This is a genomic window from Actinokineospora sp. NBRC 105648, from assembly GCF_030269645.1.
Lineage (GTDB): Bacteria > Actinomycetota > Actinomycetes > Mycobacteriales > Pseudonocardiaceae > Actinokineospora.
This window is the reverse complement of sequence record NZ_BSTR01000007.1, coordinates 149,830-169,545: the sequence shown is the minus strand read 5'-3', so window position 1 is coordinate 169,545 and position 19,716 is coordinate 149,830. Positions and strand designations below refer to the sequence as shown.

Annotated in this window: 18 protein-coding genes and 3 tRNA genes; 15 read left to right on the top strand and 6 right to left on the bottom strand. The window is 72.2% G+C overall.

Annotated features, from left to right (window positions below; translation table 11 throughout):
• Positions 1-154: 154 nt before the first annotated feature.
• The 5 genes from QSK30_RS09590 to QSK30_RS09570 all read left to right on the top strand — a co-directional run bounded on the left by QSK30_RS09590 (position 155) and on the right by QSK30_RS09570 (position 3,796).
• The gene (locus tag QSK30_RS09590) at positions 155-610 is read left to right on the top strand and encodes a hypothetical protein (protein WP_285501474.1); all 456 of its coding nucleotides are present in this window, start codon (positions 155-157) and stop codon (positions 608-610) included.
• 2 nt (positions 611-612) lie between these two features.
• A complete protein-coding gene (locus QSK30_RS09585) occupies positions 613-1,908 on the top strand; it encodes a WXG100 family type VII secretion target (RefSeq protein ID WP_285501472.1) in 1,296 nt (431 codons plus the stop codon).
• Positions 1,905-2,192, top strand: coding sequence for a hypothetical protein (locus QSK30_RS09580; RefSeq protein ID WP_285501470.1), 288 nt, complete (start codon positions 1,905-1,907; stop codon positions 2,190-2,192). Before QSK30_RS09585 ends, QSK30_RS09580 begins: the two co-directional genes overlap by 4 nt.
• 265 nt (positions 2,193-2,457) lie before the next feature.
• A complete protein-coding gene (locus QSK30_RS09575; protein WP_285501469.1) occupies positions 2,458-3,237 on the top strand; it encodes a hypothetical protein in 780 nt (259 codons plus the stop codon).
• A gap of 22 nt (positions 3,238-3,259) precedes the next feature.
• Positions 3,260-3,796: a hypothetical protein gene (locus QSK30_RS09570; RefSeq protein WP_285501468.1), complete on the top strand. Its 537-nt coding sequence runs from the start codon at positions 3,260-3,262 to the stop codon at positions 3,794-3,796.
• A gap of 77 nt (positions 3,797-3,873) precedes the next feature.
• On the opposite strand, the gene QSK30_RS09565 is transcribed toward QSK30_RS09570, so the two are convergent.
• Positions 3,874-4,674: a helix-turn-helix transcriptional regulator gene (locus QSK30_RS09565; RefSeq protein ID WP_285501467.1), complete on the bottom strand. Its 801-nt coding sequence runs from the start codon at positions 4,672-4,674 to the stop codon at positions 3,874-3,876.
• A 224-nt stretch (positions 4,675-4,898) separates the two neighbouring features.
• Complete coding sequence (locus tag QSK30_RS09560) at positions 4,899-6,107, bottom strand: L,D-transpeptidase (RefSeq protein ID WP_285501466.1); 1,209 nt, start codon at positions 6,105-6,107, stop codon at positions 4,899-4,901.
• 383 nt (positions 6,108-6,490) lie between these two features.
• Here QSK30_RS09560 and QSK30_RS09555 point away from each other — a divergent pair, with 383 nt between their 5' ends.
• A complete protein-coding gene (locus QSK30_RS09555; protein WP_026425160.1) occupies positions 6,491-6,694 on the top strand; it encodes a cold-shock protein in 204 nt (67 codons plus the stop codon).
• A 164-nt stretch (positions 6,695-6,858) separates the two neighbouring features.
• Here the strand turns inward: QSK30_RS09555 and QSK30_RS09550 are convergent, their stop codons facing one another.
• The 4 genes from QSK30_RS09550 to QSK30_RS09535 form a co-directional block, all read right to left on the bottom strand.
• Complete coding sequence (locus QSK30_RS09550; RefSeq protein ID WP_285501464.1) at positions 6,859-7,200, bottom strand: hypothetical protein; 342 nt, start codon at positions 7,198-7,200, stop codon at positions 6,859-6,861.
• A gap of 299 nt (positions 7,201-7,499) precedes the next feature.
• Positions 7,500-9,725, bottom strand: a complete 2,226-nt coding sequence (locus QSK30_RS09545; RefSeq protein WP_285501462.1) for a heavy metal translocating P-type ATPase — start codon at positions 9,723-9,725, stop codon at positions 7,500-7,502.
• A gap of 2 nt (positions 9,726-9,727) precedes the next feature.
• Positions 9,728-9,937, bottom strand: a complete 210-nt coding sequence (locus tag QSK30_RS09540; protein WP_285501460.1) for a heavy-metal-associated domain-containing protein — start codon at positions 9,935-9,937, stop codon at positions 9,728-9,730.
• A gap of 95 nt (positions 9,938-10,032) precedes the next feature.
• A complete protein-coding gene (locus QSK30_RS09535; RefSeq protein WP_285501458.1) occupies positions 10,033-10,323 on the bottom strand; it encodes a metal-sensitive transcriptional regulator in 291 nt (96 codons plus the stop codon).
• 225 nt (positions 10,324-10,548) lie between these two features.
• Here QSK30_RS09535 and QSK30_RS09530 point away from each other — a divergent pair, with 225 nt between their 5' ends.
• The 9 genes from QSK30_RS09530 to QSK30_RS09490 all read left to right on the top strand — a co-directional run bounded on the left by QSK30_RS09530 (position 10,549) and on the right by QSK30_RS09490 (position 19,716).
• A complete protein-coding gene (locus QSK30_RS09530) occupies positions 10,549-10,794 on the top strand; it encodes a hypothetical protein (protein ID WP_285501456.1) in 246 nt (81 codons plus the stop codon).
• A gap of 584 nt (positions 10,795-11,378) precedes the next feature.
• Positions 11,379-11,451: transfer RNA gene (locus QSK30_RS09525), tRNA-Glu, on the top strand.
• Positions 11,452-11,547: 96 nt separating this feature from the next.
• Positions 11,548-11,621, top strand: a tRNA-Asp gene (locus QSK30_RS09520).
• A gap of 157 nt (positions 11,622-11,778) precedes the next feature.
• Positions 11,779-11,852: transfer RNA gene (locus QSK30_RS09515), tRNA-Phe, on the top strand.
• A 1,025-nt stretch (positions 11,853-12,877) separates the two neighbouring features.
• A complete protein-coding gene (locus QSK30_RS09510; protein ID WP_285501454.1) occupies positions 12,878-14,359 on the top strand; it encodes a sugar transferase in 1,482 nt (493 codons plus the stop codon).
• A gap of 92 nt (positions 14,360-14,451) precedes the next feature.
• On the top strand, positions 14,452-15,531 hold the full coding sequence (locus QSK30_RS09505; protein ID WP_285501452.1) for a Gfo/Idh/MocA family protein: 1,080 nt from the start codon (positions 14,452-14,454) through the stop codon (positions 15,529-15,531).
• On the top strand, positions 15,528-16,508 hold the full coding sequence (locus tag QSK30_RS09500; protein ID WP_285501450.1) for an NAD-dependent epimerase/dehydratase family protein: 981 nt from the start codon (positions 15,528-15,530) through the stop codon (positions 16,506-16,508). Before QSK30_RS09505 ends, QSK30_RS09500 begins: the two co-directional genes overlap by 4 nt.
• A complete protein-coding gene (locus tag QSK30_RS09495) occupies positions 16,508-17,635 on the top strand; it encodes a DegT/DnrJ/EryC1/StrS family aminotransferase (protein WP_285501449.1) in 1,128 nt (375 codons plus the stop codon). Before QSK30_RS09500 ends, QSK30_RS09495 begins: the two co-directional genes overlap by 1 nt.
• The gene (locus tag QSK30_RS09490; protein ID WP_285501448.1) at positions 17,632-19,716 is read left to right on the top strand and encodes a glycosyltransferase; all 2,085 of its coding nucleotides are present in this window, start codon (positions 17,632-17,634) and stop codon (positions 19,714-19,716) included. The genes QSK30_RS09495 and QSK30_RS09490 overlap by 4 nt, the downstream gene beginning before the upstream one ends.

The window sequence follows — 19,716 nt, the reverse complement described above, 5'->3', positions numbered from 1 at the left end:
TGAGGTGTGCGAGTTGCCCAGATGAGCGAGTGATGTGCCCAGTTGTGCACAAGGCAGCGGCTAGGGGTAGAACCAGGAGTCACGGCCAGTCACCCTGATACGAGACGGCTAGGGGATCCCGGCGCGACCGCACCGCCCGGGACGGGAGGAACTCATGACGCGGGTTCGCAACATGCAGCAGGCCGAGGCGATGCGGCACGACCGGGGGCGGGTCGAGCAGGTCGCGGTCGTGCTCCCCGAGGTGACCGCCGCCGCGCCCGGCGACCACCGGGTCACCGGCACCGGCATGGACGGCGTCGAGGCCGACTACGCCGCGCTCGCCGCGGCCGACCGGGAGCTCGCCGCGCTCTACGACGACCTGGTCGGCCAGCTGCGCCGGGCGCAGGAGCTGGCCGACCCGCTGCAGGGCGGGCTCGGTCCGGTCGCGGCGCCGATGGCCAGGGCGTTCCTCGACCGGGCCGACACCGAGGGCGGGGTGCGGGCGGCCCTGGTCGACTACATCGAGGAGCTCTACGAGGTGCGGATGACCATCCGGGACACGCTCAACGCCTACCGGGCGGTCGACCAGCAGGCCGAGAGCGACCTGCGGCGCGCGGGCGAGGGGGTCTGACCGTGGCTGACCTCGACTACAACGACCACCGCAGGCGCGAGTACTACACCGAGGCGAACCCGCCGAGCGCGGCCGCCGAGAAGCAGAGCCGCCGCCGGGCCGAGCAGCGCGCGCACAACCGGCACGTCACCGACTTCGACGCGATCCGCTGGGAAGCCTACGAGCACCACCAGCTCTACGACATGATCATGACGGCCAAGCCCGAGGTGATGGGCGAGCACGCGGTGAAGTGGGCGGGCCTCTCCGGCGAGATCGAGGGCACCACTGGCCGGGTCCGGGACATCGTGCAGGGCCTGCTCGGCACTTGGCGCGGGCCCGCGGCCGTGCGGGCGGGCGAGTCGAACACCCGGCTGACCCAGTGGGCGGGCGAGGCGGCGCACACCGCGGGCAAGATCGGTGAGGGGCTCTCGCGCTACACCGACGCGGTGGCGCACGCCCAGTCGCGCATGCCGGAGCCGGTCTTCTACCACGCCGAGCACAACTTCTTCGCGGGCTACGACGTCAAGGCGGTCGACGGCCCCAGCGGCGCGGTGCTGCTCAAGCAGCTCACCGACGACCACCAGCCCAGGCTGGAGGCCCGCAACGCGGCCAAGGCCGAGGCGGTGCGGGTCATGGAGGGCTACGCCGCGCGGAGCCAGGACGTGCACGAGAAGCTGCCGGTGTTCTCCGACGCCCCGGCCGCGCGACCGGTCGACCCGGCGCCACCGAGCGGGCGGTTCCCCGCGCCTGCCCCGACTCCGCCCAGGACACCGACGCCCGCCCCGCCGACGGCACCCGTGCCGCCCGCACCCCCGGTTCCCCAGGGGACCGATCCGGGCGACGCGCTGGATCCGACGGGCACCGGCACGTCGACCTACACGCCCACCACCCCGGTCACCGGTCCGGGTGCGGGCGGGTCCGGCGGCTACGGATCCGGTCCCGGCGCGACCACGGGGTTCGGACCGGGCGGCGGTGGACTCGGTTCAGGCGGCTACCCCGGCTCAGGTGGTTACCCCGGCTCAGGCGGCGGCTACCCCGGCTCTGGTTATGGGCGCGGCGGCGCCGGTTCGGGCGGTGGCCCGGGCGGCGGCGCGTTGTCCGGCACAGGTGGTCTCGCCGCTCGCGGGCCCGCAGGCGTGGCAGCGGTCGAGGCGGCTGCCGGCCGCGCCGGGGCCGGCGGGACCAACGGCATGTACCCGCCCATGGGCGGCGCGGGCGCGGGCCGCGAGGACGACGACGAGCACAAGAACAAGTACGAGGAAGGCCTCGACCTGTTCGACGACCTCCCCCCGGCCTACCCACCCGTGTTCGGCGCATGAGCGGCTACACCACCGACCCGGCCGAACTCGCGGGCACGGCGTCCCTGCTGCGCTCGACCGCGGACGCCCTGACTGAGTCCACAGTGGACGAATCGCTGCCCGCGCACACCGGCCCACCCCGACTGGCCGAGTCGGTGGCGGCCTTCTCCGCGCAGGCGCGGACGGTGATCGCCACCTCGGCCGCGGTCCTCGCCGACACCGCGACCCTGGTCGCTGCCGCCGGTGCGGATTACACCGAGACCGACTCCGCTACCGCGCAGGTCTTGCGCGCCTTGGTGGAATGACCGTGCGCGGCTACCGGCGCTCGGCGTCTGAGGTCTCGGTGATGATCGCGAGCGCCGAGTGGCAGTCGGCGATCACGGCCACGGGTCCGCGTCGGGGCCGCGATCTTGGTGGCGGCTTTGGGCATCGGCCGTCCGGCTGTCGGCTCGGTCCTGGTCCTGGTCCTGGGCGGTCGATCGCGGTCGGGTCGGTCGTGGTTGGTCCGGTCGCTGCCCTCGACGAGGTGGCGATCTTGGTCGCCGGGCCGGTGCTGGGTGGTGCGGGGTCGTGACCGGGTATCGGGGGCTGGGGTTCGACCCGACGCCGGGTAGTCCGGATGCCGTGGCTGCGGTGGCGGCCGAGTACGGCGCGGCCGCCGAGGCGTTGGCCCAGGTCGACCCGGTCCTGCGCCGGGACACGACGTCCTGGGCTGGTCCGACCGCCTCGGCGTTTCGCGATCGGCTCGCTCAGTTGCCGCCCGACCTAGACGAACGCGCCACTGCTTTGCGCCGTGCCGCGGACACCCTGGCGACCTGGGCGCAGACCCTCGTCGCCGCCAAGCGCACCGCCGACGAGTTGGACCGGGAGGCGGTCGCTTTGCGCCGTCGCATCGCCGACGCCCAGGACGAGGTGCACGCCCGGCGCACCGACCTCGACCTGGCCTCGACCGCCGCGGCGGCGGCCACCGCGGCCGCGGACCACGCCCGCGCCGAGTCGGGCCTGGCCGACCTGTCGGACCGCCTCGCCGCAGTGGTCCGACGCGCCCGGACCCTGGCCGCCGACCACGAGCGGGCCGCGGCGGACGTCGCCGATGCCCTGGACGAGCTGCGCGCACCGGGAGCCGCGCCCGCCACGACGCCCCCGGACACCACCCGCGGGGTCGTCGCGCTGCTGGACCGGATGTCCACCACGTCCGCCGCGCTCGCCAGCCTGTTCGCCCCGCGCCGGGACACCTTCGCCCGCCCGCCCAGCGCACTGTCCACTGTGGCCAGTGGAGTGGCCGTGCCGGTGCCGCCCCCGGACCGCGGGCTGATCATCGTGGGCGAGACCGCGCTGGGCCGCCGATGAGCCGAACCCGGTTGGGGCGCCGGTGAAGCTGGCCGCGGTCGACGGGGTCACCCCCGTCTCCCTGCGTTCGCCCGAGGACACCGCCCGCGAGCTCGTGGCGCTGATGGTCGCCGCCCGCGGCCCGGAGTCCGCGCACGACCCGGGACTCGGCCACGCCGCGCGGGACGCCGCCGAGCTGGCCCACCGCGACGGGGCCGGGCTGGTCGCCCTGCTCACCCACCCGGACGCCGACCCCGCGGTGCTGGTCGCGGCGGTCGTCGTCACCGACACCGCACCCGCCTCCGCCGCCGAGCTGCGCGGGCACCTGGCCGAGTCCGGCCCGGACATCCAGGACGTCACCGAGTCCCGGACCGAGCGCGGCCACCCGGTGGTGATCGCCGAGCGGATCACCACCGCCGACCCCGGCCAGGTCCCGGGCTGCAGGCTCCAGGCGGTCGTGATCGACCCGGACGGTCGCAGGCTGGCCGTGTTCACCCTGCACTCACCGACCGGCCGCGGCTGGCTGGAGCTGGCGGGCATCCTCGGCAGGCTGGTCGCCTCCGTGGCTTTCCCCGGGTGAGGCCCGCGGGTGGTACTGCCCGCGAGCCTGGCGGACACCAGCTGGTCGGAGCGGGCACCGAGGTCGCCCGCCCCGGGTCAGATCAGCACCGACTCGCGGTAGTCGCGCGGGGTCTGGCCGACGGACTTGCGGAACGTCCGCGAGAAGTGCGCCGCGTTGGCGAAGCCGCACTGGCGGGAGATCTCACCGATCCCGCGCACGCCCTGGGCCGGGTCGGCGAGCAGCTCCTTCGCCCGCTCGACCCGCATCGCGCGGATCCGGCCGGACACACCGTCGCCGTCGTCGAAGAGCTGGTAGAGCCTGCGCCGGGAGATGAACAGGGCGTCGGCGATCCGCTCGGCGGTCAGTGCCGGGTCGGCCAGGTGCAGGCGGATGTAGTCCACCGCGTCCCGGCGGCGGGTGGCGATCGCGTCGGCCCGGTCCAGTTCGGTGCGCAGGGCGGTGCGCAGGACCAGCTCGGCCAGGCCGGTGAGGTAGGCGCGGGCGCCGTTGGTGTCCAGGGTGTCGGCGGCGGCCAGCAGGTGGGCGATCGAGGAGGAGAACAGCGCCTGCAGCCCGCGGGTCACCGGTACCGGCTGGAACAGCAGCGGCCGCAGCTCACCGAAGCCGACCGAGAGCCGGTTGGCGGCCACCGTCAGCAGGACCACGCCGTGCCGTTCGCCGCCGCGGACCTCCAGGCTCGCCTCGCCGAACGCGAGCCGCACGCCCTGGGGCGGCAGACGGGGCAGGGTCGCCCGCATGAGGACCTGCACGTGGTCGGGGTCGGTGCGCGCCTGGCCACCGTGCAGCGCGGCCGCCATGGCCCGCGCGGCGGCCGCGGCCCCCGAGGCGCGGACCACCAGCGAGCCCGCGGCCACCTCGGAGAGCGCCTCGGTCACCGGGACACCGTAACCACTCACCCGGGCGGTGGCCCGCTTGCCCGGACACGCGCCGATGTCCCCGCTGGATAGGTGAACGGGAATCCGATTGGCGCCAGTGGCGAGTCTGATCTGTTCGTGTGGTTGGCGCTTATCCGGGAACGACCGAGGGCGGCCTCCGCGTGGAAGGCCGCCCTCGGGTTACTCCGTATCAGTCCGTCCCCGCTATCAGTTGGTGCCCGCTATCAGTTGGTGCCCGCCGACATGGCCTGCCACTTGTCCCAGCTGACTGCCCAGTCGTAGTAGTCGCCGTCCGCCGCGCTCAACTGCTGGTTGCTGCCGGTGATCTCGACCGGGTCGCCGGTGAGCACGGTGTCGTAGTAGAGCTTCGCGTTCGCGGGCGAGAGGTTCACGCAGCCGTGGGAGACGTTGCGCTTTCCCTGGGCCGAGATGGAGCCCGCGTAGCCGTGCACGAACTCGCCGTTGTTCGAGATCCGGACCGCCCAGGGCACCATGACGTTCTCGTAGTGGTACTTCGGGTTGGTCATGCCGTAGGTCGCGTGCTTGCTCATCACCACGTGCGTGCCGCTCTTGGTGACCCGGCCCGGGTCGGACTCCAGGCCCATCGAGGCCGGGAAGTCGAAGGTCTGCACGCCGTCGGTGACCACGATCATCCGGTGCGTCTGGGTGTCCGCCTTGACGACCTGCGAGCGGCCGATGGTGAACGAGGAGCTCACGTCGTCGCGGCCGTACACGCCGCCGCCGAGGTCGACGCCGTAGATGGCGGCGGTGACCCGGACCGTGGTGCCCGGCTTCCAGTACTCCTTGGGGCGCCAGTGCACCGTGTTGTCGTCGAGCCAGGCCCACGCGCCCTCGGTCTCCGGGGTGGTGGCGACCTTGAGCGCCTTCTGCGCGGCGACCCGGTCCTTGACCGGGGCGTCGAAGTTGACCACGACCGGCATCGCGATGCCGTAGGTCTGGCCGTCGCCGGTGTTGAGCTTGGCGCCGTTCTGCTTCTTGGGCTTGACCGTGCTGAACGTCCCCGCGATCGGGGTGGCCTTGCCGTCGGTGCCGACCGCGCTGCCCGCCCAGGTGTAGGTCTTGCCGTAGCCGAGGTGCTCGGTGACCGTCCAGGTCGCCTTGTCCTCGGACAGCTCCCCCTTGACCTGCTTGCCCTCGGCGTTGGTCAGCGTGACCGCCTCGAGCTTCCCGTCGGTGACCGCCACGGTGATCGGGCCCGCCGGGCTGGCGTCCTTGGCGTCGGCGGCCGGGGTGGCCACGACCTTGGCGGCCGGGGTCTGCGGGGTGCTCCGGGTGCCGCCGTTCGCCTCGCTGACGGTGGCGGCGGCCGACTCCCCCGAGGTGCACCCGCTCAACGCGAGCGTCGCCACCAGACCCGCCCCGAGCAGTGCGACCGGGAGCCAGCGCCTTCCTGTGAGCCTGCGCTTGTCCATACCGGCTACCCCTTCCCCCATAACCCTTCCGACACCCAATAACGACGCTGTGGCGGGAGGTGACGTTGGCCGGAACGGGTGTGACTCATGTCACTTTCAATGGATTTCTCGCTGAATCCGGAGAGCGATGCGATCACTCCGGAGAGTGTCGGCGTAGATCACCCGCTTGGGCTAGCCGAGCGCCCGTCAGGCAGTAGTGCGGCCTGCGACGAGCCGATACCCTTTCCGTTGCAGGCCGTGGTTTTGCGTGTTCGTGCTATTCACGCTCGCGGAACGACTATGCGGGCGCGCTGCTTTTCCGCCGCAAGTCGGCGGGAGTATCGCCCGGGGGCGGCCCGGGGTTGCACGGTGCAGCCCCATGCTCCTGCGATGGAGGCAGGTTTATGGCACAGGGCACTGTCAAGTGGTTCAACTCCGAGAAGGGCTTCGGCTTCATCGCGCAGGACAACGGCGGCGCCGATGTCTTCGTGCACTACTCGGAGATCCAGTCCAAGGGTTTCCGGACCCTTGAGGAGAACCAGCGGGTGGAGTTCGAGGTTGGTCAGGGCACCAAGGGCCCGCAGGCGACCAACGTCGTCCCGCTGTAAACAGCCGAGGCGGTAGACAACCGAGGCTGTGCCGACCGAGACGCGACTCAGCCCCGGCACGCGGGCCGGGGCTGAGTCACGTTCGGGTGGTCGGAGAACGCGCTGACGAACAGCGCTGACGGGAACGGCGGTGGTGGGATCGTCGCCGGGGGCCGGTCGGTGGGTCAGGAGCGCTGCAGCTGCTGCGCTTCCCACTCCAGTCGCTGCATGATCCACTCCTGGGCGAGCGCCATCGGCGAGGTCTGCCGGTAGGCGGCCAGCTCGCGCAGCTGCTCGTTCGCCATCAGCGACAGGCGCAGCTGGTAGACCTCCGCGCCGCCGAAGCGGCGGCCGGAACCGGTGGTCTCCGGGTCGGAGTCGGGGGCGAGCGCCGCGAGGTAGGACTCGAGCTCGCGGTCGGGCGAGGCGTCCTCGGCCTGCTCTCGCTGCGGGGTGCGGTGGCGCCCCGTGCTGGTGCCGACCGCCTTGAGGTCGGTGCGGCTGCGTCCGAAAGAGGGAAAAGGCACCGGGACAAGATAACGGTTGGGTCGCGAGCCCGCAGGTACTGTGATGGTCGCCACAGCGCCCGGTCGAGTGAGGGTTCCTCGCGAATCCCGCTGACCTGCGGAGATGGAGAAGCCCCCGCGCCAGGGGGAGGAACGCGGGGGCTGGAGGGGAATCTCCACAGGTGCTGACCGGGGGTGTGTCAGCTCCACGATTGTTGCACGCGCACTCGTTCGTGGGGAGTGTCCGCGTGGGAAAAATTGTCGCGAATGTTCACCTGATGTTCGTCTTGCTTTGTCGCCTTCTCACGGGTAGGCGCTGGTCAGGCCGCCGCGGGTCGGAACCGCCGCAGCCGGAGGCTGTTCGACACGACGAACACGCTCGACAGCGCCATCGCCGCCCCCGCCAGCATCGGGTTGAGCAAGCCGAACGCCGCCAGCGGCACCCCCGCGGCGTTGTAGGCGAAGGCCCAGAACAGGTTGCCCTTGATGGTGCCCAGCGTCCGCCGGGACAGCGCGATGGCGTCGGCGGCCAGCCGCAGGTCGCCGCGCACCAGGGTCAGGTCGCCCGCCTCGATCGCGGCGTCGGCGCCGGTGCCCATGGCCAGCCCGAGGTCGGCCGCCGCCAGCGCGGGCGCGTCGTTGACCCCGTCACCGACCATCGCCACCACCTCGCCGTCGGCCTGCAGCCGCCGCACGACGGCCACCTTCTCCGCGGGCATGACCTCGGCGACGACGTCGGTGATCCCGACCTGCGCCGCCACCGCCCGGGCCACCGCCTCGTTGTCCCCGGTCAGCAGCACCGGCCGCAGCCCGAGGGCGCGCAGCCGGGTGATCGCCTCGGCGCTGGTCGGCTTCACCGCGTCGGCGACCGCGACCAGGCCCAGCGCCTTGCCGCCCGCGGCCGCGGCGATCACCGTGCGGCCCTGGGCCTCGGCCGCCGCTTGGGCGGCCAGCAGCTCGTCGGACAGGTCGACGCCGTGCTCGGCCAGCAGCCGCGGCCTGCCGACCACCACCGGCTCACCGTCGACCACACCGGTCACGCCTAGCCCCTCGGCGTTGCGGAAGTCCTCGACTGGGGGCACCGCTCCGTGCTCGGCGGCGTACGAGGCCACCGCCCGCGCGATCGGGTGCTCGGACGCGGCCTCCGCCGCGCCCGCCAGCCGCAGCAGCCGCTCGACGGTGGTCCCGTCGGCGGGCACCACGTCGACGACGGTCATCCGGCCGGTGGTCACCGTGCCGGTCTTGTCCAGCACCACCGCCGTCACCCGGCGGGTCGACTCCAGCACCTCGGGGCCCTTGACCAGGATCCCCAGCTGGGCGCCGCGCCCGGTGCCCACCAGCAGCGCGGTGGGCGTGGCCAGCCCGAGGGCGCACGGGCAGGCGATGACCAGCACCGCGACCGCGGCGGTGACCGCGGCGTCGGCGTCCGCCCCGGTGAGCAGCCAGCCCACGAGGGTGAGCACGGCGATGCCGAGCACCACGGGCACGAACACCGCCGAGACGCGGTCGGCGAGCCGCTGCACCTGCGCCTTGCCCGTCTGCGCCCGCTCGACCAGCCGGGCCATCTGCGCCAGCTGGGTGTCCGCGCCGACCCGGGCCGCCCGCACCAGCAGCCGACCGCCCGCGTTGACCGCGCCGCCGACCACCGCCGACCCCGGCCCGACCTCCTCGGGCACCGACTCGCCGGTGACCAGCGAGCGGTCCACCGCCGAGGTGCCGTCCTCGACCACGCCGTCGGTGGCGACCTTCTCGCCCGGCCGCACCACGAACACCTCGCCGACGCCCAGCTCGCCGATCGGCACCCGGGTCTCCACCCCCGCGCGCAGCACGGCGACGTCCTTGGCGCCCAGCGCGAGCAGCGCCCGCAGCGCGGCGCCCGCTCGGCGCTTGGACCGGGCCTCCAGCCAGCGGCCCAGCAGCAGGAAGGTGGTCACCCCGACGGCGACCTCGAAGTAGATGTCGGCGGTCGCGTGCCCGGTGGCGGGCAGCAGGGAGAACTCGTGCCGCATCCCGACCGCGCCCGCGCCGCCGAAGGGCAGGGCGTAGACCGACCACAGGGACGCGACGGTGACACCCAGGGACACCAGGGTGTCCATGGTGGCCGCGCCGTGCCGCAGGTTGACCGCGGCGGCCCGGTGGAACGGCCACGCGCACACCAGCACCACGACCCAGGACAGCGCCAGGGCGGTCCACTGCCAGGTGGGGAACTGCCAGGCCGGGACCATCGACAGGGCGATCACCGGGGCGCTGAGCAGGGCCGAGATCCCCAGCCGCAGCCGCAGGTCGTCGGCCGCGGGCTCGGTGTCCGCCACCTGGTCGGCCACCGGGGTGGCCGCGTAACCGGCGCCCTCGACGGTGCTGACCAGGGTGGCGGTGGCCAGCCCGGCGGGGACCTCGACGGTGGCCCGCTCGGTCGCGAAGTTGACCGAGGCGCGCACGCCGTCGAGCCGGTTGAGCTTGCGCTCGATCCGGCCCGCGCAGGCCGCGCAGGTCATCCCGCCGATGGCCAGTTCCACCCGGTCCGGGGTGGTGGTGCCGGTGCGCACGGCTAGCTCGCGAGCTGGTAGCCGGCCTCGGTGACCGCGGCGGCCACCTCGTCCCGGCTGAGTTCACTCGAACTGGTGATGGTGACCGCGCCGGTGACCAGGTCGACCTGAACGTCGGAGACGCCGCCGAGCTCGGTGAGCTCCTCGGTGACCGAGCTCGCGCAGTGGCCGCAGGTCATGCCCGCGACGGTGTAGACGGTCCGCAGAGACAACGGAGTGGATCCTCTCTCGGGTGGTGCCGGGACTTGCCGACTGGAACTCGCCGGCGGGGATCGGGCGACTGGGGCTGGGGACCGGGGACGGCCGGCTAGGACTTGACGAGCCGGGCGATCGCGTCGGCGGCCTCGCGGACCTTCGCCGCGGCCGCCTCGTCGCTGGTGCGGGCCGCGTCGACGACGCAGCCCGCCAGGTGTTCCTCGAGCAGCTCCAGGGCGAACGCCTGCAGGGCCTTGGTCGCCGCGGAGACCTGGGTGAGGACGTCGATGCAGTACGCGTCCTCCTCGACCATGCGCTGCAGGCCGCGCACCTGACCCTCGACCCGGCGCAGCCTGCGCAGGTGGGCGTCCTTGTTGGCGCTGTACGGGTGGGCGTGCTCCATGCCGCGGACTATACCCCTAGGGGGTAGGGGTTCCGCCCGGTGAACCGGTGGGCCCGCCCGCTCCGGCGGGACCGCGATCGGTCAACTTCTGCCGACCTCGCCGCGGCGACGGGAAAACTGGTGACACAACGCTACCGAGCGTGTACCCCGGTTCACTCTGCGGGGGGCTGTGGGAGCGAGGAGTTGTCTCATAGCCTCACGCCAAACAAAGCCGGGGAGGCAGCCATGAGCGGGTCACTTGAAGTGCGCAGTTTCCTTCTCCAGCAAGACAGTCTTGGGGGGTCTGGACAGTTCTCGACCGGAGTCCCCGCCCCCCGTTCGGGCGAATCTGCCCGGGTCTCCGACGAGCAGGTGCGCCGCGCGCGGCTGGCCGTCGCGATGGGCGCGCAGGGCACCGAGGACTGCCGTGAGCTGCTGGAAATGCTCGGCCTGATGGACGGGGAGGACGGCCTCCCGGCAGTGCGCCGCTGAGCCGTCGAGTGCCCCGGGGCGCCAGTGGGCCCCCGGTCGGACCGTCGGGGCAATTGCCGCCCGACCGCGAAATCAAGATCATTTACTGGGGACCCTGCGTGACATTGTGGAATCGCGGTCGAGGTACAGCTCGGCGATTCATGTTTATTCTTCCGTAATCAGTGACACACCGTGACCCCCGCTCGGTGCCGCGAGCGGGGGTCACCGCTGTCCGGTGCCTGGCATGCCGGCTGCGGGCGGCCCTTCGGGGCGGTCCGACACGTCTGCCGCTCGGGTTCGCTGGATCGCTGCGCGACGACAGCCAACGGCCGGTCGTAGTACGTCTGCGCCTCGCACCGCCCGGTTCGGGCGCCAGGCTGGAGCTAGACCGAGGATCTGGTGGCGCTCCCCGGTCGCAGGCCCCGCGCAGCCGGCGCGCGGGTCGCGCGCCGGCGGCCCGAACCGGCCGTTCACGCAGCTAGGCGGCGGTATGGGTAACCCGTTTTGGAGTACCCAGGGGGTGTGCCCTAAGCTATGGATGCTCCCAGCGACACGGCGACGTGGACCTGGAAGCGCGGTCGATCGGTTCGCCCGGAATTGGTCGGGCTCCCATCGTCTAGCGGCCTAGGACTCCGCCCTTTCAAGGCGGCAGCGCGGGTTCGAATCCCGTTGGGAGCACGGTAAGACAAGCAGTACCGTAAGATCGAAGTTCGGTGGCATCTCCGGTAGCGCGGTGACACGCGGTACAGCCCCCGGACGGCGCGGTTAGAGCAAGGCCCTGTGGCGCAGTTGGTTAGCGCGTCGCCCTGTCACGGCGAAGGTCGCGGGTTCGAGTCCCGTCAGGGTCGCTCGCTTTGGTGGCTCCTCGTCTGCGGAACACGCAGGCGGGGTTGCTCGCCGAAGCCCCCGGAGGGAAACCTCTGAAACCCCCCACAGTGCGAGCTTCATCAGACCCAGCGGTGCTGGGTTGGGTGGGAACAGCATGGGTGGGGGTTTGTTTTGTCTGGCCAGGTAGCTCAGTTGGTACGAGCGACCGCCTGAAAAGCGGTAGGTCGGCGGTTCGACCCCGCCCCTGGCCACCGTTGAACGGCCCTCCTCCGTGGGGGGCCGTTTTGCGTTGTGGGGGACCCGCCCCCGGCTTCGGGGCTCGGGCGTGGGTGGTGGATCGCCGGAACGCGCTCTGCGGGGGGCGGCTGCCGGTGGCGCGGGGGCTCGGCGGGTGGGCAGGAGCCAGTAGGTGGGGCGCGGGTGCCTGCACGGGGTCGAGGGTGAGTTGGGTCTCACGGGGGTGGGCTCGGGTTGATGGCCGCTGCCCGCCGCGGGGGTGCTGGGTGGGGTTGGGTCGGCAGTCGGGTGAAGTGGGGTGTCCCGGGGCTCCCGAGGTGGGGCCGGCTGGTGTAGTGGGGGGTCGGCCGGGTGGCGGCAAAGATCATGTGAGCCGGGACACATATACGTGTTGTACATAAGGCCGCCGGTATGGGGCGGACGGGTGTTCCGCTGACGCGGTGTATGTTGCGTGATCTTTAACGGCAGGTCTCCAGCGCGGAGCATCTGCTGGTGGTGGGGGTAAAACGAGTCTTTGGGGGGAATTGCGGCCGCGATTGGTGCAATCGGGGTGGGGCTGTCCGGCGGCGCCCAACTCGGGTGCGCTATGCCACCCTGGACAGCTGTGATCTTGGTGGCAGTCCCGTTTTTCGACGTTGGCATTCGGCGGAGTTATACGCTCCGTCACAAGTTTGGTTGTCCGGGGTGGACAGTCGCTTGTGATCATGACGTACCTGGTCACCTGCGGTGTTGCCCTCGGGTAGGTCAACGCTGTGCATCGGCGGTTGCTACCCACCGTGTAGTCAGTCACCTACACACGGCCCCTCTCACCGATCGGGTTACATAACAACTAACCCTCCGTGTAACGAGGCCGGGGAACCAAGCGAATGAGGTATCGCAGCCTTGGTCCGGTCATCGCAGCTCGGGCAGTCGGCTTCGCACCACATTTGTCCATGGCGTGGGCACTCGGGGACGCCCCGCGACCGTGCATGCCCGATCCGCCCGAACCGGGGGATACACGATGCGTGACCAAGTTGGGTTCCCGCGAAAGAGAGCGACCATGTGGCCCGCCCCCGCCAGTGCCCGCCGTGGCCAGAAGCCGCGCCGCGCCCTGCCCGCGGGTGAGCCGTCCTTCCCGCCGGTGGCGGGCTGGGAGCCGCGCTACCGCACGGGAGTCCTGCTCTCCGACCTCTTCTCCATCCTCTTCGGGGTGCTGGTCGTCGGTGGCTTCGTCGCCAACCGGGTCGACCCCGACGGTCCACTGGTCACCCCGACCGGCGGCGTCACCTTCGCCGTCCTGCTCGGGTCGCTGATGGTGAACCGGGTGTGGAACCTGGCCGTGCTCGGCCAGGGCGCCGAGGAGTTCCGCAGGCTCGGCCGCGGGTTCGCCGCCGCCGCGGTGGTGCTCGCCCTCGGTGGGCTGCTCTTCGACATCACCCGGATCCGGCCGTGGGTCTTCGTCGTGGTCCCGGCGACCGCGCTGCTGGTCTTCCCGATGCGCTACGTGCTCCGCCAGTTCCTGCACCGCGCCCGCCGCGAGGGCCGCTGCCTGCTGCCGGTGATGGCCGCGGGCAACCTCGAGACGGTGCGCGACCTGATCACCCGCACCCGCGGCTCGGCCCACCTGGGCTGGCGCGTGGACGCGGTCTGCACCGCCGACGGCCTCGGCGAGGGCGTCACCGAGATCGACGACGTCCCCGTGGTCGGCCAGCTGCGCGACCTGGCGACGCACGCCCGGCGCGGCGGCTACCGCATCGTCGCGGTCACCCCGGACGCCTACTGGACCCCCAAGCGCCTGCAGCAGCTCGCCTGGAAGCTCGAGGGCTCCGGCGCCGAGATGGTCGTCGCCCCCGTGCTGATGGAGGTGGCCGGTCCCCGGCTGCACGTCGACGCGGTGCTCGGCATGCCGCTGCTGCGCGTGTCCTCCCCGTCCTTCTCCGGCGCCCGCCGGATGGTCAAGGACGTCTTCGACAAGGTCGGCTCCGCCATCCTGCTGACCCTGCTGGCCCCGGTCATGATCGCGGTCTCGATCGCGATCGCGGTCGACACCCGCGGGCCGGTGTTCTACAAGCAGCGCCGGGTCGGCAAGGACGGCCGCGAGTTCACCATCATCAAGTTCCGCACCATGGTGGTCAACGCGCACAAGCTGGTCAGCGAGCTCGCCGAGCAGAACGAGGGCCACGGCCTGCTGTTCAAGATGCGCAAGGACCCCCGGGTCACCCGGGTGGGCGCCATCCTGCGCCGCTACTCCATCGACGAGCTGCCGCAGCTGTTCAACGTGGTCGCGGGACCGATGTCACTCGTCGGCCCCCGCCCGCCATTACCCGAGGAGAGCGCCCGCTACGCCCCCGACGTGCGTCGCAGGCTCCTGGTCAAGCCCGGCCTCACCGGCCTGTGGCAGGTCAGCGGCCGCAGCGACCTCCCGTGGGAGGAAGCGGTCCGGCTCGACCTGCGCTACGTCGAGGACTGGTCGCTCGCGCTGGACGCGGTGATCCTGTGGAAGACCTTCCGGGCCGTCTTCAGCGGCCAGGGCGCGTACTAGTCGCACCCGGCACGTCCATTCGAACCACCCACACCGGCGCAGGGGCCGGTGTGGGCTGGGCACCAAGCACAAGGCAATGAAGGGGATTCAGCGTGGGAACCATCGGGCTAGCCGTGATCGGCGCGGGTTACTGGGGGCCGAACCTGGTGCGCAACGCCCAGGCCACTCCGGGCCTGCGGTTGCGTTACCTCTGCGACCTCGACGCCGACCGCGCCAAGCGCGTCCTCGGTGAGTACTCGACGGTCGCGGTGTCCGACTCGCTCGACGAGGTCCTCGCCGACCCGTCGGTCGACGCCGTCGCGATCGCCACCCCGGCGGCGACGCACCTGCCGGTGGCCATGGCCGCCCTCGAGGCGGGCAAGCACGTCCTGGTGGAGAAGCCGCTCGCGGCCACCTACGCCGAGGGCCGCCAGCTGGTGGAGGCCGCCGACAAGCGCGGTCTCACGCTGATGCTCGACCACACCTACTGCTACACCCCCGCGGTCGCCTACCTGCGCGACCTGCTGCGCGGCGGCGGCATCGGCTCGGTGCAGTACCTGGACTCGGTGCGGATCAACCTCGGTCTGGTCCAGCCCGACGTCGACGTGCTCTGGGACCTGGCCCCGCACGACCTGTCGATCTTCCTGTCGATCCTGCCCGAGGGCGTGCAGCCGCTGGCCGTAGCCGCGCACGGGTCGGACCCGATCGGCGCGGGCCGCGCGTGCGTGGCGCACCTGACGATCGAGCTGACCGGCGGCGCGATGGCGCACGTGCACGTGAACTGGCTCTCCCCGACCAAGGTCCGCACGATGATCATCGGCGGCTCGCAGCGCACGGTGGTCTGGGACGACCTGAACCCCGCGCAGCGGATCGGGATCTACGACCGCGGCGTCGACCGCACCGAGGCCGCCGACATCGGCGCCGAGAAGCGCGCCCAGACGATGATCTCCTACCGCACCGGCGACATGGTCGCCCCCGCGCTGCCGGAGAAGGAGGCGCTGCGCGCGGTGATGGCCGAGTTCCACTCGTCGATCACCGAGAGCCGCCCCCCGCTCACCGACGGCCGCTCCGGCCTGCAGGTGCTCTCCATCCTCGAGGCCGCGTCCGCGAGCCTCGCCCAGGGCGGGGCCTTCCTGCCGGTGCTGGGCGCCGAGCTGTCCAACGGCCAGGTCCGGGAAGGTGTCAACGCATGAGCGCGCAGCCGATCGAGGGTCAGCGGATCCTGGTCACCGGTGGTGCGGGCACCATCGGGTCGTCCGTGGTGGACCAGCTCATCGCCGCCGGTGCCGCCGAGGTGACCGTGCTGGACAACTTCGTCCGCGGCCGCCGGGAGAACCTGGCCGACGCGGGCGCCGCGGCCGGTGACCGGCTCGTGGTCGTCGACGGCGACATCAACGACCGGGCCGTGGTCGGCGAGCTGACCAAGGGCCGCGACCTGGTGTTCCACCTCGCCGCGATCCGGATCACCCAGTGCGCCGAGGAGCCCCGGCTGGCGCTGGAGAGCCTGGTCGACGGCACCTTCACCATCATCGAGGCGGCCGCCGAGCACGGCGTCAAGAAGGTCATCGCCTCCTCGTCGGCCTCGGTCTACGGGCTGGCCGAGACGTTCCCGACCGACGAGCGGCACCACCCGTACAACAACGACACCTTCTACGGCGCCGCCAAGGCGTTCAACGAGGGCATGCTGCGCAGCTTCAAGGCGATGACCGGCCTGGACTACGTGGCGCTGCGCTACTTCAACGTCTACGGCCCGCGGATGGACGTGCACGGCCTCTACACCGAGGTGCTGATCCGCTGGATGGAGCGCATCGTCAACGGCGAGCGGCCGCTGATCTTCGGCGACGGCGCGCAGACGATGGACTTCGTGCACGTGCACGACATCGCCAGGGCGAACCTGCTCGCCGCCCGCGCGGACGTGACCGACACCGTCTACAACATCGCCAGCGCCTCGGAGACCAGCCTGCTCGGCCTGGCCGAGGCCCTGCTCGCCGCGATGGACTCCGACCTGGGCGTCGAGCACGGTCCGGAGCGCAAGGTCAACGGCGTGACCCGGCGGCTGGCCGACATCAGCGCCGCCGAGCGCGAGCTGGGCTGGCGCCCGGAGATCAAGCTCGACGACGGCCTGCGCGGCCTGGTCGAGTGGTGGCGCGCGGAGAAGGGCAACCTCTGATGGCCATCCCGGTGATGAAGCCGCTGCTCGGCGAGGAGGAGGCGCAGGCGGTCGCCGAGGCCGTGCGCTCCGGCTGGGTGGCCCAGGGCCCGCGGGTCGCCGCCTTCGAGCAGGCGTTCGCCGCCCGGGTCGGCGCCGAGCACGGCATCGCGGTGTCCAACTGCACCACCGCGCTGCACCTGTGCCTGCACCTGCTGGGTGTCCAGCCCGGTGACGACGTGGTGGTGCCGTCGCTGTCGTTCATCGCGACCGCCAACGCCGTGCGCTACTGCGGCGCCAACCCGGTGTTCGCCGACATCGACCCGCTGACCGGCAACCTGACCGCGGCGACCGTCGCGGCCGCGATCACCCCGGACACCAAGGCCGTGCTGCTGGTGCACCAGGGTGGCGTGCCCGCCGACGTCGACGCGATCCGCGTCGTCGCGGGCGACATCCCGGTGGTCGAGGACGCCGCGTGCGCCGCCGGGTCCACCCTGTACGGCAAGTCTGTCGGCACCGGCGCGCTGCTGGCCGCGTGGTCGTTCCACCCGCGCAAGCTGCTCACCACCGGTGAGGGCGGCATGATCACCACTGACGACGCCGAGTGGGCCAAGCGCCTGCGCAGGCTGCGCGAGCACGGCATGAGCATGTCGGCCGCGGACCGGCACGCGGCGGGCGGCGCGGTCGTCGAGTCCTATGTGGAGACCGCGTTCAACTACCGGATGACCGACATCCAGGCCGCCATGGGCCTGGTGCAGCTCGGCCGCCTCGACGGCATCGTCGAGCAGCGCCGGGCGCTGGCCGCCCGCTACCACGAGCTGCTGGCCCCGCTGGGCCTGCGCGCGGTGGCGGACCCGGCCTACGCGACCACCAACTACCAGTCCTTCTGGGTCGCGCTGCCCGAGGGCGCGCCGCCGCTGGTGGACGTGCTCTCCAGCCTGGCCCAGGACGGGATCTCCGCCCGCCGGGGGATCATGGCCGCGCACCTGGAGCCCGCCTACGACGGGCACCCGCACGCGGCGCTGCCCGGCACCGAGGAGCTGGCCCGGCGGTCGCTGATCCTGCCGCTGCACCACGAGATCACCGACGCCGACCAGGAGCACATCGTCGCCTCGCTGGCCCGGGCGCTGACCCTGGTGGCCTCGTGACCGCCCGCCCGGTCGCGGTCGTGGTCGTGACCTACAACAGCGCCGAGATCATCGCCGACTGCCTGCGCGCCCTGCCCGCCGCCCTGCGCGGCGCGGGCGAGGCCAGGGTCATCGTGGTCGACAACGCCTCCACCGACGGCACCGCCGAGGTGGTCGCGGCGACCGACGCCGAGGTCAAGGTCGTGCACCGGGCGGGCAACGACGGCTTCGCGGCCGGGGTCAACACCGGCTTCGCGCACGCCCAGGGTTGCGACGTGCTGGTGCTCAACGCCGACATCCGGCTCGCGCCGGGCGCGGTGGCCAAGCTGCGCGCGGCCGTGCGGCCCGGTGTCGGCGTGGTCGTCCCGAAGCTGACCGAGGCGGACGGTCGGGTGCAGCACTCGCTGCGCCGCACGCCGACGGTGCTGCGCACCCTGGGCGAGGCCGTGCTCGGCGGCACCCGGGCGGGCCGGTTCGGTCCGCTGGGCGAGAACGTCACCAAGCCCAGCGCCTACGAGCGCGCGGGCGTGGTCGACTGGGCGACCGGCGCCGCGTGGCTGGTCACCCGGGAGTGCGTCGACGAGCTCGGCCCGGTGGAGGAGCGCTACCTGCTCTACTCCGAGGAGACCGAGTTCATGCTGCGGGCGGGGGCCAAGGGCTTCGCCACGTACTACGAGCCCGCCGCGCAGGCGGTGCACCTCGGTGGCGAGTCGGGCACCTCGCCGCGGCTGTGGTCGCTGCTGGTGACCAACAAGGTCCGGCTGCACCGCGAGCGCCACGGCCGTCCGGCCGCCGCCGCGATGTGGCTGGCCACGCTGCTCAACAGCCTGCCGCGCGCGCTGCGCGGTGGGAACAAGACCATCCACCGGGCCGCCGTGCGCGGCCTGCTGCGCCAGCGCCGGTGGCCGGAGCCGCTGTCCACCCCGGACCGCCAGGCGGGCAAGGACCTGCCGCCCTACGTGTGCTTCTCCGCGCAGGACTGGTGGTACCACAACCAGGCGCACTCGGACTTCCAGCTGATGCGCCGGGTGGCCGAGCACCGCAAGGTGCTGCTGGTCAACAGCATCGGGCTGCGGATGCCCACACCGGGCAAGAGCACCCAGTTCCTGCGCCGGATCGCTCGCAAGGCGGGCAGCGTGGCCAAGCTGGTGCGCCGCCCGCTGCCGGACGTGCCCGGCTACTACGTGATGACCCCGCTGCCGCTGCCCTTCTACGGCAGCGCCCGCGTGCGCGCGCTCGGGGCGGCACTGGTCCGCGCCCAGGTGCGGGTGGTCTGCGCCGCGCTGCGGATGCGCAACCCGGTCGTGGTCGCCACCATCCCCACCGCGTGGGACGTGGTCGAGCCGATGCGCCGCCGCGGTCTGGTGTTCAACCGGTCCGACCGGCACTCGGCGTTCCCCGAGGCCGACCAGGGCACCATCGCGGCCCTGGAGAACAAGCTGCTCGAGGGCTCCGACCACGTGCTCTACGTCAGCCGCCAGCTCCAGGAGGAGGAGTCCGCCGCCACCGGCGAGCGGGCCTACTTCCTCGACCACGGTGTCGACCTGCAGCACTTCCGCCGCCGCGCCGACCTGCCCGCCGACATCGCGCGCATCCCCGGCCCGCGGATCGGGTTCTTCGGCAGCCTGGACGACTACCTGGTCGACTTCGACCTGCTGGAGCGGTTGGCGCAGGAGTTCCCGCAGGCGTCCCTGGTGCTCATCGGCGACGCGACGCTGTCGATGGACCGCTTCGCCAAGTACCCGAACGTGCACTGGCTGGACTTCCGCCCGTACGCCGAGATCCCGGGCTACGGCACCGGCTTCGACGTGGCGATCATGCCGTGGCTGGACAACGACTGGATCAAGCACGCGAACCCGATCAAGATGAAGGAGTACCTCGCCCTGGGCCTGCCGGTGGTCAGCACCGACTTCCCCGAGGTGCGCCGCTACGCCGACCTGATCCGGGTCGCCAAGGGCCAGGACGGGTTCGTCGAGGCGGTCCGGGCGACCCTGGAGGACGGCGGGTTGTCCACTGTCGAGGGACGCCGGGAGTCGGTCCTGCCCGCGTCGTGGGATTCTCGGGCACGGCAGCTGATGGACCTCGCCGAAGGGCAGCGCTAG

What these genes read in the sequence shown, in the direction of transcription:
- QSK30_RS09590 (WP_285501474.1), top strand. Translation starts at nt 155, where the DNA reads ATGACGCGGGTTCGCAACATGCAGCAGGCCGAGGCGATGCGGCACGAC.
- QSK30_RS09580 (WP_285501470.1), top strand. Translation starts at nt 1,905, where the DNA reads ATGAGCGGCTACACCACCGACCCGGCCGAACTCGCGGGCACGGCGTCC.
- QSK30_RS09560 (WP_285501466.1), bottom strand. Translation starts at nt 6,107, where the DNA reads ATGGACAAGCGCAGGCTCACAGGAAGGCGCTGGCTCCCGGTCGCACTG.
- QSK30_RS09555 (WP_026425160.1), top strand. Translation starts at nt 6,491, where the DNA reads ATGGCACAGGGCACTGTCAAGTGGTTCAACTCCGAGAAGGGCTTCGGC.
- QSK30_RS09535 (WP_285501458.1), bottom strand. Translation starts at nt 10,323, where the DNA reads ATGGAGCACGCCCACCCGTACAGCGCCAACAAGGACGCCCACCTGCGC.
- QSK30_RS09530 (WP_285501456.1), top strand. Translation starts at nt 10,549, where the DNA reads ATGAGCGGGTCACTTGAAGTGCGCAGTTTCCTTCTCCAGCAAGACAGT.
- QSK30_RS09510 (WP_285501454.1), top strand. Translation starts at nt 12,878, where the DNA reads ATGTGGCCCGCCCCCGCCAGTGCCCGCCGTGGCCAGAAGCCGCGCCGC.
- QSK30_RS09500 (WP_285501450.1), top strand. Translation starts at nt 15,528, where the DNA reads ATGAGCGCGCAGCCGATCGAGGGTCAGCGGATCCTGGTCACCGGTGGT.
- QSK30_RS09495 (WP_285501449.1), top strand. Translation starts at nt 16,508, where the DNA reads ATGGCCATCCCGGTGATGAAGCCGCTGCTCGGCGAGGAGGAGGCGCAG.